This window comes from Bordetella genomosp. 13, from assembly GCF_007679965.1.
Classification (GTDB): Bacteria; Pseudomonadota; Gammaproteobacteria; order Burkholderiales; family Burkholderiaceae_B; genus Bordetella.
This window is the reverse complement of sequence record NZ_VEHL01000008.1, coordinates 88,443-104,897: the sequence shown is the minus strand read 5'-3', so window position 1 is coordinate 104,897 and position 16,455 is coordinate 88,443. Positions and strand designations below refer to the sequence as shown.

9 protein-coding genes are annotated in these 16,455 nt (G+C 69.5%); 2 read left to right on the top strand and 7 right to left on the bottom strand.

Translation table 11 applies throughout. The annotated features are described in order from the left end of the window. Positions 1-51: 51 nt before the first annotated feature. From FS845_RS18945 to FS845_RS18925, 5 genes are all read right to left on the bottom strand, one after another. Positions 52-942, bottom strand: coding sequence for a polysaccharide deacetylase family protein (locus tag FS845_RS18945; protein ID WP_144638234.1), 891 nt, complete (start codon positions 940-942; stop codon positions 52-54). 71 nt (positions 943-1,013) lie between these two features. Next, a complete protein-coding gene (gene dnaE / locus FS845_RS18940; protein WP_144638232.1) occupies positions 1,014-4,505 on the bottom strand; it encodes a DNA polymerase III subunit alpha in 3,492 nt (1,163 codons plus the stop codon). Positions 4,506-4,546: 41 nt separating this feature from the next. Continuing rightward, positions 4,547-5,041: a GAF domain-containing protein gene (locus FS845_RS18935; RefSeq protein ID WP_260986352.1), complete on the bottom strand. Its 495-nt coding sequence runs from the start codon at positions 5,039-5,041 to the stop codon at positions 4,547-4,549. 2 nt (positions 5,042-5,043) lie between these two features. Continuing rightward, a complete protein-coding gene (locus FS845_RS18930; RefSeq protein WP_144638228.1) occupies positions 5,044-6,021 on the bottom strand; it encodes a tripartite tricarboxylate transporter substrate binding protein in 978 nt (325 codons plus the stop codon). 82 nt (positions 6,022-6,103) lie between these two features. After that, positions 6,104-7,939 carry a gamma-glutamyltransferase family protein gene (locus FS845_RS18925; protein ID WP_144638226.1) on the bottom strand — a complete coding sequence of 612 codons (1,836 nt, stop codon included), beginning with the start codon at positions 7,937-7,939 and terminating at the stop codon, positions 6,104-6,106. A gap of 146 nt (positions 7,940-8,085) precedes the next feature. Here FS845_RS18925 and FS845_RS18920 point away from each other — a divergent pair, with 146 nt between their 5' ends. Beyond that, on the top strand, positions 8,086-9,018 hold the full coding sequence (locus FS845_RS18920) for a LysR family transcriptional regulator (RefSeq protein WP_260986351.1): 933 nt from the start codon (positions 8,086-8,088) through the stop codon (positions 9,016-9,018). A gap of 43 nt (positions 9,019-9,061) precedes the next feature. Next, positions 9,062-9,961, top strand: a complete 900-nt coding sequence (gene lpxO, locus FS845_RS18915; RefSeq protein WP_144638222.1) for a lipid A hydroxylase LpxO — start codon at positions 9,062-9,064, stop codon at positions 9,959-9,961. A 160-nt stretch (positions 9,962-10,121) separates the two neighbouring features. On the opposite strand, the gene hrpA is transcribed toward lpxO, so the two are convergent. Continuing rightward, the gene (hrpA, locus tag FS845_RS18910) at positions 10,122-14,165 is read right to left on the bottom strand and encodes an ATP-dependent RNA helicase HrpA (protein ID WP_144638220.1); all 4,044 of its coding nucleotides are present in this window, start codon (positions 14,163-14,165) and stop codon (positions 10,122-10,124) included. Between the two features lie 201 nt (positions 14,166-14,366). Continuing rightward, positions 14,367-16,442: a hypothetical protein gene (locus FS845_RS26580; protein ID WP_186332344.1), complete on the bottom strand. Its 2,076-nt coding sequence runs from the start codon at positions 16,440-16,442 to the stop codon at positions 14,367-14,369. Between the last annotated feature and the right edge of the window lie 13 nt (positions 16,443-16,455).

Sequence of the window (16,455 nt, the reverse complement as noted above, 5' to 3'; positions counted from 1 at the left end):
CGCCTCCGCGGCCATGGGCCTCTGTCCGTCGGCGCGCAGCGTGGCTGGATCCTACCGGCCCGCCTGCGCCAGGCGCGCGGCGGCCGCCTCCAGGCGCTGCGTCTTGGCCCGCCGCCGCCACGCCTTGAACGCCAGATAGGGCGGTCCGAAGGTGGTGTCGCTGTAGAGCCAGATGCGGTGGTTGAAGCGCCCGGAATCGCTGTCGCGCATCGGGAAGCGGTAGATGTGGCCCGCATCGCCGCCCGGCTTGTTCAGGCCGTAGGCGTCGGTGGTGTACAGATGGCGGAAGCCGGCGGCGTGTGCCTCGGCCACGTAGTCGGCGTCGAAATAGCCCTGCGGCCAGCACAGGTGGTCGCTGACCGGGCCCAGGTGGCGCTCCAGCAGCGCCTTCGACACGGCCAGCTCTTCGGCCATGTGCCGGCGCTTGGCGGCGACGTCGCTGCCGCAGACCTTGTCCCAGCGGGTGTGCGTGTGCGTGTGCGAATGGATCTCGAACGTGCCCGCCTCCTGCATGGCCCGCAGCTCGCTCCAGCGCAGCGCGACCTCGTCGTAGCGGCCGGCCTCGACCAGCGCGGTGCATCCGGCATGATCAGGCGAGGCCGGCAATGGCAGGCCCTGGCCCGCGTGCGGACGCACCGGACCGTCGCCGATCCACTGCGTGATGACGAACAGCACCGCGTGCATGCCGTAGCGTTGCAGCACCGGATGCGCATGGACCCAGTTGTCCAGGTAGCCATCGTCGAACGTGATCAGCACAGACTTGGCCGGCACCGGCGCGCCCTGCAGGTAGTCGGCGAACTGCCGGGCCGTCAGCGACGTATAGCCCTTGCGTGCCAGCCCCGCGATCTGGCGTTCGAACCCCTTGCTTCGCACGGACAGCCGGCTGTGCTTGGGGGTGACGTGGTGGTACATGAGTACCGGAACGCTAGACGCGTTTTTCATTTTTCGTATTGCTCCTGCGCCATACACGGGGTGCCATGCCTGACCGCGGCGCCCCCGCAATGCACGTACTGCTAGTAGGTGATCTCGACCCCGTCCGGCCTGGCCCAGGCGGCCAGGTTCTCGAGCAGGGTATCCGCCATGCGCACGCGCCACTGCTCGCCCAGCCGCATGGTGCACTGGAAGTCGTCCTTCTGATACACGATGTCGACCGGCACGCCCGGCACGCCATTCTCGGGTTCGGCACGGAACGGGTTCAGCAGCTGGTGCAGGCGGTTCGCGTCGGCCTGGCCGTTGAGCCGGACCCGCAGCGACCGGGCGCGGGCCTCGCGGGCCAACTGCAGATCGTACAGCTGCTCCGCGACGATGCGCATGCCACCAGAGTAGTCGTCGTTACTGACCTTGCCCTGAACAATGATGAGCTGGTCTTCGCGCAGGCGGTTGCGGTGCTTCTCGTACAACTCGTTGAAGATCGAGATCTCGACCTGGGCCGTGCCGTCGTCCAGCACGGCGAACACCATCTTGCCGCGCCGCGTCATCATCACGCGCACGCCGGCCAGCACCCCGCACATCCATTGCAGGTCGCGCTGCGGCTCGACGCGCGCCAGCTGCATCGGCACGATGCGGCGCACTTCGTCGCGCCAGTGGTCGAACAGGTGGCCGCTGAAGTAGTAGCCCAGCGCGCCTTTTTCCTCGGTCAGCTTGGCGTGCAGATTCCAGGGCGGCACCTTGGCCAGCTCGCTGGCCACCACGTCGCTGCTGTCGTCGCCGAACAGGGACACCTGGTTGGCGCTGCGGGCGGCCTGCTCGGCTGCCTCCATGGCGGTGCCGATGGAGCCCAGCAAGGCCGCCCGGTTGGGCTCGATGGTGTCGAACGCGCCGGCGCGGATCAGCGCCTCGACGGTGCGGCGGTTGACGGCGTGCTTGTCCACGCGCCGGCAGAAGTCGAACAGGTTCTGGAAGGGGCCGCCGGCGGCGCGGGCGCGCAGGATCTCCTCGACGGCGCCCTGCCCCGTGCCCTTGACCGCGCCCAGGCCGTAGCGCATGGTGCGCGGCGGCTTGCCCTTCGCGTAGTGCTCGTCCTGCACGGGCTCGAAGCGGTAGCCCGAGGCGTTGACGTCGGGCGGCAGCACCGCCACGCCATTGGCCTGGGCATCGCGCACGAAGGTCTGCACCTTGTCGGTGTCGTCCATGTCCGCCGACAGCGTGGCGGCCAGGAACTCGGCCGGATGATAGGCCTTCAGCCAGGCGGTCTGGTAGGAAATGAGCGCGTACGCGGCCGAGTGCGACTTGTTGAAGCCGTAGCCCGCGAACTTCTCCATCAGGTCGAACAGCTTCACCGCCAGGTCGGGATCGTGGCCCTTGGCGCGCGCGCCTTCCTCGAACTTGATGCGCTCCTTGGCCATCTCCTCGGCTTTCTTCTTGCCCATGGCGCGCCGCAGCAGGTCGGCGCCGCCCAGCGAGTAGCCGCCGATGATCTGCGAGATCAGCATCACCTGTTCCTGGTAGACGATGACCCCGTAGGTGCTCTTGAGGGTGCTCTCCAGGTCGGGGTGGAAGTAATCCACCTGCGCGCGGCCGTGCTTGCGGTTGACGAAATCGTCCACCATGCCGGATTCGAGCGGCCCCGGTCGATACAGGGCCAGCATGGCGATGACGTCTTCGAAGTTGCTGGGCTTGAGCTTCTTCAGCAGCTCCTTCATGCCGCGCGATTCCAGCTGGAACACCGCCGTGGTGTTCGCTTCGCACAGCACGCGATAGGCGGCCTGGTCGTCCAGCGCCAGCGCCATGATGTCGAAGTCGCGCTTGGTCTCGTTGAACTGGCGCACGTAGCGCACGGCCCAATCGAGAATGGTCAGGTTGCGCAGGCCCAGGAAGTCGAACTTGACCAGGCCGGCCGCCTCGACGTCGTCCTTGTCGTATTGCGAGACCGCGCTGTTCTCCTGCCCTGGCTGGCAGTACAGCGGGCAGAAGTCGGTGAGCTTGCCCGGGGCGATCAGCACGCCGCCCGCGTGCATGCCGATGTTGCGTGTCAGCCCTTCCAGCGGGCGGGCCAGGTCGACCAGGCCGCGCACTTCCTCTTCCTGCTCGTAGCGGTCCTTGAAGGCGGGCTCGTCCTTCAGGGTGCGCTCCAGCGTCCAGGGATCGGCCGGGTTGAAGGGAATCAGCTTGGAGAGCCCGTCGCAGAACATGTAGGGCATGTCCAGCACGCGGCCCGCGTCGCGCACCACGGCCTTGGCGCCCAGCGTGCCGAAGGTGGCGATCTGGCTGACGGCCGCGCGGCCGTACTTCTCCTTCACGTAGTCGATGACGCGTTCGCGGTTGTCCTGGCAGAAGTCGATGTCGAAGTCGGGCATCGACACGCGTTCCGGGTTCAGGAAGCGCTCGAACAGCAGGTCGTAGCGGATGGGGTCGAGGTCGGTGATGCCCAGCGCGTACGCCACCAGCGAACCGGCGCCCGATCCCCGTCCGGGGCCCACGGGCACGCCGTTGTTCTTGCCCCAGTTGATGAAGTCCTGCACGATCAGGAAGTAGCCGGGGAAGCCCATCTGGATGATGATCTTGCATTCCCAGGCCAGGCGGTCGTAGTACTGCTTCCGCTTGGACTCGCGCTCGGCGGCATCCGGAAACAGGAACTCCATGCGCTTTTCCAGGCCCTGCTCGGACAGCTGGACCAGGTAGTCGTCCAGCGATACGCCGTCGGGCGTGGGGAAGTTGGGCAGGCGCGGCTTGCCCAATGTCAGCGTCAGGTTGCAGCGGCGCGCGATCTCCACCGTGTTGGCCAGCGCCGACGGCACGTCGGCGAAGCGCCTGGCCATTTCCTCCGAGCTCTGCAGGTACTGCTCGGGCGAGAAGCGCTTCACGCGGCGCGGATTGGCCAGCACCTCGCCCTGCGAGATACACACCCGGGCCTCGTGCGCCTGGAACTCGTCGCGGTCCAGGAACTGCACGGGATGGGTGGCCACCACCGGCAGGCCAGCCTCGGCCGCCAGGCGCATGGCGGCCTGGACATAGGCCTCGTCGCCTTCCATGCCGCTGCGCTGCAGCTCGATGTAGTACGACCCCGGGAACATGTGCGCCCACTGGCGTGCCAGCGACAGCGCGGACACGGCATTGCCGGCTTCCAGCGCCTGGCCCACGTCGCCGGCGCGGCCGCCGGACAGCACGATCAGGCCCTCGCGGCCCTGCAGCCATTCGCGGCGCAGCTCGGCGCGGCCCGTGCCCTGGTTGGTCAGGAAGGCCTGGCTGAGCAGCTCGCACAGGCTGAGGTAGCCCTGGTGGTTACGCACCAGCAGCAGGATGCGGAACGGCTTGTCGGGATCGTCGTCGTTGGCCAGCCAGGCGTCGCAGCCCGCGATGGGCTTGACGCCCGCGCCCCGCGCGCCCTTGTAGAACTTGATCAGGCCGAACAGGTTGGACAGGTCGGTCAGCGCCACCGCGGGCTGGCCGAGCTTGGCGACCCGCTTGATCAGGTCGGGGATACGCACCAGGCCGTCCACCACCGAGAACTCGGAATGGACGCGCAGGTGGACGAAAGCGGGGGGCGAAACGGTGGCATCGGACATGCCCGGGATTGTACCCAGTCGGACGCGTTGCCCCCCTTTCGTCAGGGCAGCGCCAGCAGCGCGGGCACGACCAGCAGCCCGGCCAGCCGGGCCGCGGCGATCCGGTCCTGGCCGACTTGCCCGGCGGGCATCAGGAAATTGATCGTTCCCAGGCACAGGCCGCGCGCCACCACGGGCACGTTGATCACCGAGCGCAGTCCCAGCGCCGCGATGGCGGCATGGTCGTCGAAGGCCTGCTGGATGGCCGCGATGCCCTCGCCGATGAACAGCCGGCGCTCCAGCAGGACCTGACGGCCCCACGGCGTGCCGCGCTTGTCCTTGCCGCCGCCCGGCGGATAGGCCCGCGGATTGGAGCTGTACACCCGCGCCAGCGCCATGCGCTGCGGATCGTAACGGTTGACCGTGCACAGCGTATGGCCGAGCACCGCGTGCGCCTGGGCATCGACGGCGGCGCACAACCGCACGGGATCGGCGTGCTCGTGGGCCTCGGACAACGCATCGAGGCCGGGCAACAGACTGGAGAGGGTCGCGGCCATCGTCATTCCATCGTGATGCCGAGCTCGCGCACCAGCTTGCCGTACTTGTCGGCATCCCGCTGCAGCGTGTCGGCGAAGCCTTGCGGCGTGGACTGGCGCACCTCGACGCCCATGTCGCCCATCTTCTTGACGACCTCCGGCCTGGCCAGGATGGCGTTGATCTCGCGGCTCAGGCGCTGGACCACGTCCGCCGGCATGCCCGCCGGGCCGAAGGCGCCATACCAGACCGCCAGTTCATAGCCCGGCACCGTCTCGGCCACGGTGGGCACCTTGGGCAGCAGCTTCGAACGCTGCGACTCGGTCACGGCCAGCAGCTTCAGCTTGCCCGACTGCACGTGCGGCAGGGTCTGCGTGCCGGCGCTGAACAGCAACTGCGTGCGGTCGGCAACGGTGTCCAGCACCGCGGGCGCGCCGCCGCGGTACGGCACGTGGGTCATACTGATGCCAGTCGCCTTCTCGAACAGCGCGGCGCTCAGGTGGTTGGTCGAACCCGAGCCGGCCGACGCGTAGGCGATCTGGCCGGGCCGTTCCTTGGCATAGGCGATGAACTCGGCCACGTTGTTCACGGGCACGGAGGGATTGATCACCATCGTGTTGGTGACCAGCGCCAGTTCCGCGATGGGCGTGAAGTCCTTCACGCCGTCGAAGGGCATGGTCTTGAACAGCGCCTGGTTCATGGTGTGCGTGCTCATCGAGCCGATCAGCAGCGTGTAGCCGTCGGGCTTGGCGCGCGCCACGTAGTTCGAGCCGATGTTGCCGGACGCCCCCGAGCGGTTCTCCACCACGACGGATTGGCCCAGCGACGTGGTCAGGTGCTCGGACAGCAGACGCGCCAGGATGTCGGTGGACCCGCCCGCGGCCCACGGCACGATCAGCGTGACCGGACGGTCGGGCCACTGGGCGTGCGCCGCCGCCGGCAATGCGGCGGCCGCGGCCAGCGCGACCGTGGACAACGCCTTGCGAATGAAAGAGAAAGCCATCTGCATACCCCTGTGTTTTGTATGTTGGACTGCAAGTACATCCGTCCTGGCGGCGAACCCGCCGCCAGCCGCGGATACGGATTCAGCGCCCCACGGCGTAGCCCTGCATGCCGCGCGGGTTGGCGCCGGCGCGCAGCAGCAGCCCGCCGCCCGCGGCGGGCTCGCGCGTGCAGGCGCTGATGCGGCCCTCGGACCACGGCGGGCCGACGCGCAGGTCGTGCCCGGCCTCGCGCAGCGCCTGAAGCGTGGCGTCGGGCAAGCCGCCCTCGACGGTCAGGCGGTTCAGCGTGGTGGCGCGCGGCCAGAACGAGCCGGGAAAATGATCGACGTGCCACGACGGCCCTTCGATGGCCTCCTGCAGGTTCATGCCCAACGCGGCATGGCGCAGGAAGAACGCCACGGTCCATTGGTCCTGCTGGTCGCCGCCGGGCGTGCCGAAGGCCATGTAGGGCTCGCCGTCGCGCAATGCCAGGCCCGGCGACAGCGTAGTGTTGGGCCGCTTGCCGGGCTGCAGGGTCCCGGGCAGGCCCTCGTCCAGCCAGGTCATCTGCAGGCGCGTGGAAATGGAGAAGCCCAGGCCCGGCACCACCGGGCTGGACGACAGCCAGCCGCCCGAGGGCGTGGCCGCGACCATGTTGCCGTGCCGGTCGATCACGTCGATGTGGCAGGTATCGCCGACGAAGATCTCGCGCTCGGCCCACTGCTGCACGGGCGGCAACGGCGCGAAGGTCGGCTCGCCCACGCCGAAGCGCGTGTCGGCCTGCGCCAGCGCCCGCTCGCTGGCGGCCAGGTCGGGCAACATGGGCGCCCGGCCGCCGGGCCGGCCAGGCCGCAGCTCGGCCGACGCGCTGCCGGTGACGAGGGCGGCGCGCTCCCGCGCGTAGGCGTCGCTCAGCAGGGCCTGCAGCGGCACGTCGGCATGGGCCGGATCGCCGTACCACGCCATGCGGTCGGCGAACGCCAGCTTGGCCGATTCGGCCACGCGGTGCACGAACTCGGGGCTGTCGGCCCGCAGGCCCTCGATGCCCAGGTGGCGCAGCATGGCCAGTTGCTGCAGGAACACCGGTCCCTGCGACCACACTCCGCACTTGGCCACGGTATGGCGGCCGTACTGCACCTGCAGCGGTTCGTCGTACTCGGCCCGCCAGTCCGCCATGTCGTCCAGGCGCAGCAGCCCGCGGTGGCGCTCGCCGGTGCAGTCGCGCACCGGGGTGCCGCGGTAGTAATCGTCGATGGCGCGCGCCACGAAGCCGCGGTACCAGAGGTCGATGGCCGCATCCAGGCGCTGCGTGCGGCTGCCGGCCTTGCCTGCCTCCCGCACCAGCCGCGCATAGGTGTCGGCGACGGCCGGCGTGCGCATCAGGTGCTCGGGATGCGGGACGCGGCCGCCGGGCAGCCAGACCTCGGCGGACGTGCTCCATTCGGTGCGGAACAGCTCCTGCACCGCGACGATGGCCTGCACGATGCGCGGCACCAGCGGAAAGCCGTGGCGCGCATAGTCGATGGCCGGCTGCAGCACGTCCTGCAGTTCCCAGGTGCCGTAGTCGCGCAGTAGCGTCAGCCAGGCGCCGAACGCGCCGGGCACCACGGCCGGAAGCAGGCCGATGCCGGGCACCAGGTGATGCCCCTGCGCGCGGAACCACGAGGCCGAGGCCAGCGCGGGCGCGGGGCCCTGGCCGCACAGCGCCCGCATCCGTCGCTCGGACTCGCTCCACAGCAGGATGGGCACCTCGCCGCCGGGCCCGTTCAGGTGCGGTTCGACGATCTGCAGCACGAAGCCGCCCGCCACCGCCGCGTCGAAGGCGTTGCCGCCGCGCTCCAGCACGCTCATCGCGGTCTGCGAGGCCAGCCAGTGCGTGGAGGACACCACGCCGAAGGTGCCCCGGATTTCGGGGCGGGTCGTGAAGGAGGGGGACATCGAGGCTTTCCTGGAAACGCGTGCGACAAGTATAGGAAGCACGAATAACCAGAATCAGCTATTTTTTGATATATCGATAACCTTCAGGTTATTCATCGCAGAGCGCCATGCCACCTCCCATCCCGAGCAGCCGTCTGGCTTCGCGGTTGAAAGTCCGCCACCTCAACCTGCTGCTGGCGGTGCAGCGCCATGGCTCGCTGACCCGCGTGGCCGCCGAGACCGGCGTCAGCCAGCCGGCCGCCACCAAGGCGCTGGCCGAGGTCGAGGACATTTTCGGCGCCCCCCTGTTCACGCGCTCACGGCATGGCCTGGAGCCCACGCCCCTGGGCCGGCTGGCGCTGGTGCGCGCGCGCCACATGCTGCAGGACCTGGACCAGTGGACGCGCGAGGTGGACGCCCTGCGCTCGGGCCACAGCGCGCACCTGAACATCGGCGCCATTCCCTTCGTGTCGGGGCCCTTGCTGGTGCGCGCCGTGGCGCTGCTGCACCAGCGGCACGGCGTGACCGTCACCCTGCACCGCGCCACCACCGACCAGTTGCTGGAACTGCTGCTTCGCCGGGACCTGGATTGCGTGATCGGACGCGCCGCGGGCGGCGGGCCGGACCCGCGCGCCATCTGGCATGAATTGCTGTACCAGCAGTGGCCCGCGCTGATCGGCCATCCACGCCTGGTGCGCAGGCTGCCGCACGGCCCGCCCGACTGGGCCGAACTGGCCTCGATGCGCTGGATTCTGCCTTCCCCGGCCACGCCGATCGGCGGCATGATCGCCGGCCTGTTCGTGCGCGCGCAGGTCGAACCGCCGACGCCGATGATAGAAACCTATTCGCTGGACGTGATCGAAGGGCTGATCGCCGGCGACGACCGGCTGGTATCGATCGTGCCCGAGGACATCGCCGGCGAGCTGGCCCTGCATGGCCGCGTCGCGAAGGCGCCGTGGCGCTTCGACTGGGAATTGCCGCCCATGACCCTGATCCGGCGGGTGCGTGACGTCCCGCTGCAGGCGGAAACCCAGTTTGCGCGGATCCTGCGCGAACTCTGCGACGAAGGGGCCGTCCGATCCCCGCCTGTGCAACAATAGCCGACTGACCACGCGCGTCCTGCGCCGCACGACCATCCCGATCATGAAATGGCTTATTCCGGGGCTGTGGCTGGCCTCCATCCTCTTCGCCCACTTCCGTGGCCGCGTACGCCTGCGCCTGTCCCGCCAGTTCCTCGACCACTCCGTCATCCTGGCGCCGATCAACGCGTTCATGGTGCTGACGTCGCGCGTGCCCACCACGCCCTACGTCACCACGCGCGAGATCCCCGAGCTGAAGGTGCTGGACGACAACTGGGAGATCATCCGCGACGAGGCGCTGGCCATGCAGCAGCTGCGCCACATCAAGGCGGCCGAGAAGCACGATGACGTGGGCTTCAACTCGTTCTTCAAGAACGGCTGGAAGCGCTTCTACCTGAAGTGGTATGACGCGCGCCATCCCTCGGCCGAACAGCTGTGCCCCAGGACGGTGGCCATCCTGCGCACGCTGCCCAAGGTGAAGGCCGCCATGTTTGCCGAGCTGCCGCCGGGCGGCACGCTGAACCCGCACCGCGACCCCTTCTCGGGCTCGCTGCGCTATCACCTGGGCCTGGCCACGCCCAACGACGACCGCTGCTACATCGACGTGGACGGCGAACGCTACAGCTGGCGCGACGGCGAGAGCGTAGTGTTCGACGAGACCTACATCCACGAGGCCCACAACAAGTCCGAGGGCAACCGCATCATCCTGTTCTGCGACGTCGAGCGCCCGCTGAAGTGGCGCTGGGCCGAGGCCTTCAACCGCTGGTTCGGCAAGGTGGTGATGTCGGCGGCCAGCTCGCCCAACGACAGCGGCGACCAGACCGGCGCCATCAACAAGCTGACGCACCTGCACTGGCAGCTCGACCAGAAGCGCAAGGAATTCAAGGCCTGGAACCGCAACGTGTACAAGGCCACCAAGTGGGGCCTGATCGTGCTGATCATCGTGGGGTTCCTGGCGATCTGAGGCGACGACAGGCTTCACAAAAAAAGCGGGATGTTCCAATCGGACATCCCGCTTTTTTTCGGCCCGGCGTGTGGGCCCCTTTTGCCACCGGGCCGCCCCAAGGCAAAAGCGCCCCCCGGGGGGCAGCAAGCCGAAGGCGCGGCGTGGGGGTCCTCCCCCTTTACCGTTGCATAGCCTCCCACGCCTTTGTCAGCCGCTTCACCGACACCGGCATCGGCGTGCGCAGCTCCTGCGCGTACAGCGCCACCCGCAGTTCCTCCAGCAACCAGCGGAACTCGTCCATCCGCGGGTCCGCCGTGCCCTTCAGGGCGGAGCGCGCGCGCTGGTACTGCACCAGCAGCGGCGCCATCTCGGCCATCAGTTTCGCGTCGCGCGCGGGATCGGCGCGCAGCTTGTCGATGCGTCCCACCGCCGCCTTCAGGTAGCGCGGATAGTGCGCCAGCTGCGCATACGGCGTATCGCGCAGGAACCACTTGGGCATGAGCGCCCCGATCTGCTGCTGCAGGTCGGCGTAGGCTGCCGCATGCGGCTTGGCCTGCGCCAGCTTGCGCTGCAGCGCGGCGTACTCGGTCAGGATGGCATGCGCCAGGCGCGCCACTTCCTGCGCCAGCAGGCCCAGCCGGCCCTTGCCGTCGTTGCGGCGCGCCTCGAACTGCTGCGCGTTGGCCGGCCAGGGATCGCCCAGGCAGGCCTGCGCCAGCGCGCAGTCGATGATCTGGTCGCGCAGTTCGTCCTGCGTGCCCAGCGTCATGTACAGCATGCTCATCTTGGTGAGGTCGGTCAGGTTCTTTTCCAGGAACTTGACCTGCTCGCGCAGCCCCAGGCGGAACAGCCGCAACAGGCCGGCGCGATGCTGCCGGCGCGCGTCCTCGGGGTCGTCGAAGACGTCCAGGTCGCAGTGCGTGCCGCGGTCGACCAGCGCCGGATAGCCGATGACGGACTGGCCGCCGCGCCGGATCTCCATCAGCTCGGGCAGCGGACCGAAGGTCCAGGACGTGAGCTTCTCGTGCGCCAGGGCCTGCGCCACCTCGGTGTCGCGCGCGGCCAGTTGCTGGAAGGTGGCCTGCGCCTGCTTGCCCAGTTCGGCTTTCAGCTGCGCCAGGTTGCGGCCGGCGGCCAGCATGCGGCCGTGCTCGTCCACCACGCGGAAGTTCATGAACAGGTGGGCCGGCAGCGTTTCCAGCTTGAAATCCGCCAGCACGGGCCGGATCTGCACCTGCTTCCACATGTCGGCGATGACGGCGTCGACCAGGCCCTGCTGCGGATCGCCCAGCTTGTCGTACCAGCGGTCGTAGAAGCCGGCGGCATAGTCGGGCAGCGGCACGCAGTGGCGGCGCAGCTTCTGCGGCAGCGACTTCAGCAGCAGGTGCACCTTCTCCTTCAGCATGCCGGGCACCAGCCATTCGCAGCGCTGGGCATCGAGCTGATTCAGCGCGAACAGCGGCACGGACAGCGTCACGCCGTCGCGCGGCGAGCCCGGCTCGAAGTGGTAGTCCAGCGGCATCGACACGCCCTGCCACTCGACCTTCTTGGGGAAGACGTCGGTGGTGACACCCGCGGCCTCGTGGCGCATCAACTCTTCGCGCGTCAGGAGCAGCGACGCGGCGGCCTTGTCCAGGCCGGCCACCCATTTCTCGAGCGTGGCCGTCTGCGAGATGCCGTCGGGCAGCTGGCGGTCGTAGAACGCGTAGATCAGCTCGTCGTCGACCAGGATGTCCGGCCGGCGCGTCTGGTGCTCCAGCTTCTCGATGCCGGCGATCAGCTTGCGGTTGTGCGCCACGAACGGCAGCTTCGTGTCGATCTCGCCCGGCACCAGCGCGTCGCGGATGAAGATCTCGCGCGCGTGCTGCGGGTTGATGCGGCCGTACTGCACGCGCCGGCCGGCATACACCACGAGCCCGTACAGCGTGGCGCGCTCGTTGGCCACCACCTGGCCGGACTTCTTCTCCCAGCGCGGGTCGGACCAGTTGCGGCGCAGCAGGTGCGCGCCCACGCGTTCCAGCCAGGTGGGATCGATGTTGGCCACGCAGCGCGCGTACAGGCGCGTGGTCTCGACCAGTTCGGCCGCCATGATCCAGCGCCCGCCCTTCTTGGCCAGGCGCGAGCCGGGATGGCTGTGGAAGCGGATCTCGCGCGCGCCCAGGTACTGGCCGCCCTCCTCGCCCTTGAAGCCGATGTTGCCCAAGAGGCCCGCCAGCAGCGCGTGGTGCAGCTGCTCGTAGGTGGCGTCGGCCTGGTTCAGGCGCCAGCCCTGCTCGCCCACCAGCGCGGCCAGCTGGCTGTGCACGTCGTGCCATTCGCGCAGGCGGATGGGCGACAGGAAGTTCTGGCGCAAGAGGCCCACCAGCTTGCGCTGCGACTGCTTGTGCTGCACCTGCTCGCCATACCAGCGCCACAGCTTCAGGAAGGACAGGAATTCGGACTTGTCGTCGGCGAACTTGGCGTGCGCGGCCTCGGAGGCCTCGCGCTCGGCCATGGGGCGGTCGCGCGGATCCTGCACCGACAGCGCGGCCGCGATGATCAGCATCTCGGTCAGGCACTGCTGCTCGCGCGCGGCCAGGATCATGCGGCCGATGCGCGGATCGACGGGCAGCTTGGCCAGCTCGCGGCCGGTGGCCGTCAGCTCGTAGGCCGCGCCGGTGCGCGTGCTGGCGCCATCGCCCTCGTCGTCCATGGACTTGGGCGCGATGGCGCCCAGCTCCTGCAGCAGGTGATAGCCGTCGGCCACGGCGCGCCCCGGCGGGGCCTCGACGAACGGGAAATCCTCGATCTCGTCCAGGCCCAGCGACTTCATGCGCAGGATGACCGAGGCCAACGAGGAGCGCAGCACCTCGGGATCGGTGAACGGCGCGCGCGCGTTGAAGTCGGTCTCGTCGTACAGGCGGATGCACACGCCCGGCCCGACGCGGCCGCAACGGCCGGCGCGCTGGTTCGCCGAGGCGCGGCTGATCGGCTCGATGCGCAGCTGCTCGACCTTGTTGCGCCACGAATAGCGCTTGATGCGCGCCAGGCCGCTGTCGACGACGTAGCGGATGCCGGGCACGGTCAGCGAGGTCTCGGCCACGTTGGTGGCCAGCACCACGCGGCGCGCATTGCCGCGCGGATGGAAGATCTGCTCCTGTTCGGCCTGCGACAGGCGCGCGTACAGCGGCAGGATCTCGGTGCCGACGGGATGATGCTTGCGCAGCGCCTCGGCCGACTCGCGGATCTCGCGTTCGCCCGGCAGGAACACCAGCACGTCGCCGGGGCCATGGCGCGCGCATTCGTCGACCGCGTCGACGATGGCGTCGATCAGGTCGCGCTCTTCGTCGCCGGACAGCCGCGAGGGCTCGCCGCGCGACGGCCTGGCGGCGGGCGCGTCCTCGTCGCCCTGCGGCTGCTGCACCGCGCGGTAGCACACTTCCACGGGGTACAGGCGGCCCGAGACCTCGATCACCGGAGCCGGACGCTCGGGCGATTCCGCGAAATGGCGCGAGAAGCGGTCGGCGTCAATGGTGGCCGACGTGATGATGATCTTCAGGTCGGGCCGGCGCGGCAGCAGCTGCTTCAGGTAGCCCAGCAGGAAGTCGATGTTCAGGCTGCGCTCGTGCGCCTCGTCGATGATGATGGTGTCGTAGCGGCGCAGCAGCGGGTCGCGTTGCGATTCGGCCAGCAGGATGCCGTCGGTCATCAGCTTGATGGCCGCGTTCGGACCGGTGCGGTCGTTGAAGCGCACCTGGTAGCCCACCACCTCGCCCATGGGCGTGTTCAGCTCTTCGGCGATGCGCTTGGCCACCGAGGTGGCGGCCAGGCGGCGCGGCTGGGTGTGGCCGATCATCTTGCGGCGGCCGCGGCCCAGCTCCAGGCAGATCTTGGGCAGCTGCGTGGTCTTGCCCGAGCCGGTCTCGCCGCTGACGATCACCACCTGGTGCGCGGCGATGGCGCGCGCGATTTCCTGCCGCCGCGCGCTGACGGGCAGGTCTTCGGGATAGGTGACGGCGGGAATGGGCCGTTCGGGGCGATCGGCCTTTTCCCGGCCTTCGGCGCGGTCGGCCCGTTCTGGGTCGACCCGTTCTGGGTCGGCCCGTTCTGGGTCGGCCCGTTCCGGCCGCGGACCCTGGCGCTTGCCGCGCGGGCGGCCGCCCGGGCCCCGGCTGCCGTCACGGGGAGCGTCGCTGCGGGGACCTTCCTGGGGTCCTTCGGGCGCGCGGGAGACTTCTGACATGTGAGCGATTCATCCGTTGAACCACCCATTATAAATTTTCGGCGGGACCAGGCCGAGGGAGCGGGTTCTCGCCGGGCGACGTTCGCCGGGCGAAGTTCGCCGGGCGACGCTCGCCGGGCGACGTTCGCCGGGCAGGGTTCGCCCGGGGACCTGCAGCCGGGACAGCGCGCAACCGAAACGCCGCCCGCCGTTCCGCCCCGATCAGGCCGTCTGGCCCGATGCCCGGTCGAATGCCACGATGTTGGAGATCGACGTCGACACGCCCAGCGGGTAATGCTCGACGCGCGGCGGCGCGCCGTCGACGCCGGGGTGGATCAGGATGGACGCCGCCGCTTTCACGGTGGCCTCGCCTCCTCCCAGGGGCTCGCGCATGTGGCCTTCCGGGCCGTACGCGGCGATCGGCCATTCGGCGTCGATGCTGACCCGCACGAAACCGCCCTCGTCGCGCACCTGGAAACTGACCTGCGGCTGGCCAGCGTCCTTCACCTGTACGCGCACGCCGTTGACCGTCAGCAGCCCCGTGTCGGGATCGCCGAATGCCCGCAGCGAAGGCATGGCCACGGCATCGCGCGCCAAGGCGGGATCCAGGTAGCGGCTGGCCTCGGCCATGACGTCGGGCTTCTGCCCGCAGGTGTTGTACAGCTGCTTCAGGATGGCGGATTCGGTCCAGTCCGGTCCGCCGCCCCAGCCCATCATGGAGAGGCCGGCGCCCCACAACGCCTTGCCGCTCTCGACCATGGCGTCCGAGTAGCCCATGGAGGCACCGGGCAGGTCCAGGTCGATCTCCTTGGCGTGCGCGGCGAAACCCGCGCCCACGCGATAGCCGCCGCGGTCGGTGCCCGCGGCCGGCACGCGGCCCAAGGCGGCGCGCACCTCGGCGTCCTGCGCCTCGGGCAGGCTTTCGATGTGATGGCTGTGCGCCTGGACGCGATCCAGCGCGCCGCTCCAGGTGTGCGCCACCTCGACGTTGCCGCGCGTGCCCAGCGGCGCCAGCTGCGCGGACGACAGTTCGTCCTGCACGCGCTCCAGGTCGGCTCGGTGCTCGGGCGCCAGTTCCGCGTCCGCCAGGCGCTCGACCACACTGGCCACGGGCGCGTGGCCGTCCGGCGCATGCGCCTGCACCACCTGTTCGCGCAGCAGCGCGTCGGCCAGGTCTCGCGGGGTCGTGTCGGCATCGATGGCGGCCTCGACCGGCGGCTCGGCCAGGGCCCGCGCGTAGGCCTGGTCGGCCAGCAGGGCCTGCGGCTCGCTGCCCAGCGTCTGCTGCAGCATGTCGATGCCCAGCGGCACGTCCTCGTGCACGAACTGATGCACGGTCTCGCTGACCTGGGCGGTGACTTCGCCCGCCTGGCGCACCACCTCGTCGCGCACGGCCACCGCGGTCTCGGCCACGCCGGTGGCCACGTCCACCGCCATGTCGCGGGCCTGTCCCGCCAGGTCCACCGCCGTATCGCGGGCCTGGACGGCCAGGCCAACGGCGGCGTCGCGCGCCTGCCCCGCCAGCGCCACGGCCGCGTCCCGGGCCTGCCCGGCCATCTCCACCGCCTGGCCGCCCAGCGCCGCCACCTGGCGCGCGCCGTCCACGCCGGCCATGGTCAGCGGCGCGTACTGGCGCAGCGGCGCCTCGTAGTCCTTCTGTCCCGTCAGATGCTGTGCCGCCAGGCCCGCGGCCAGCCGGTATTCCGCGTTGGCGCGCATGTCGTAGGCGGGGTTGTCGACGATGGCGCGCTGGACGATGGCCTTGATCTGTCCGCACAGGAAATTGCCCAGCGGCTTGGCGTCCAGCATGCGATGCAGGTAGTTTTCCAGCGGCGCCCAGCCGTGTTCCTTCACCAGGGTAGCCACGACCTTCTCGGCCGCGTGGTCGCCCACCAGGCTGCCGGCCAGTTCGGACGACATCTGCCGCACCGCGCCGTCGATGGCCTGCTTGGCCATGCGGCTGGCCAGGTTGCCCGAATCCTTGTCCATGACCTTTGACAGGCCCTCGCCCGCCAGGTCGGCCACCGCCGCCTTCATGCGCTGCATGTCGTTGTCGATGACGGCGTCGCGGATGCGCGGCAGCAGTACCGCGCTGCGCTCGCCCAGCGCCTTGTTGGCCACCGCGTACTCGGTGCCCAGGTCGACCGCCTTGTGCAGGATGCTCTGCGCCAGGGTTTCGCGGCTGACGCGCCCGCCGCTGATCCAGCCGACGAAGCGGTTGAGGGTGTCGGATTTTTCCAGCGCCGCGAATGCGAGCGCCTTCGCGGCGACGCCCGCGATGGAGCCTACCGTTGCCATGAGGCGATCTCCC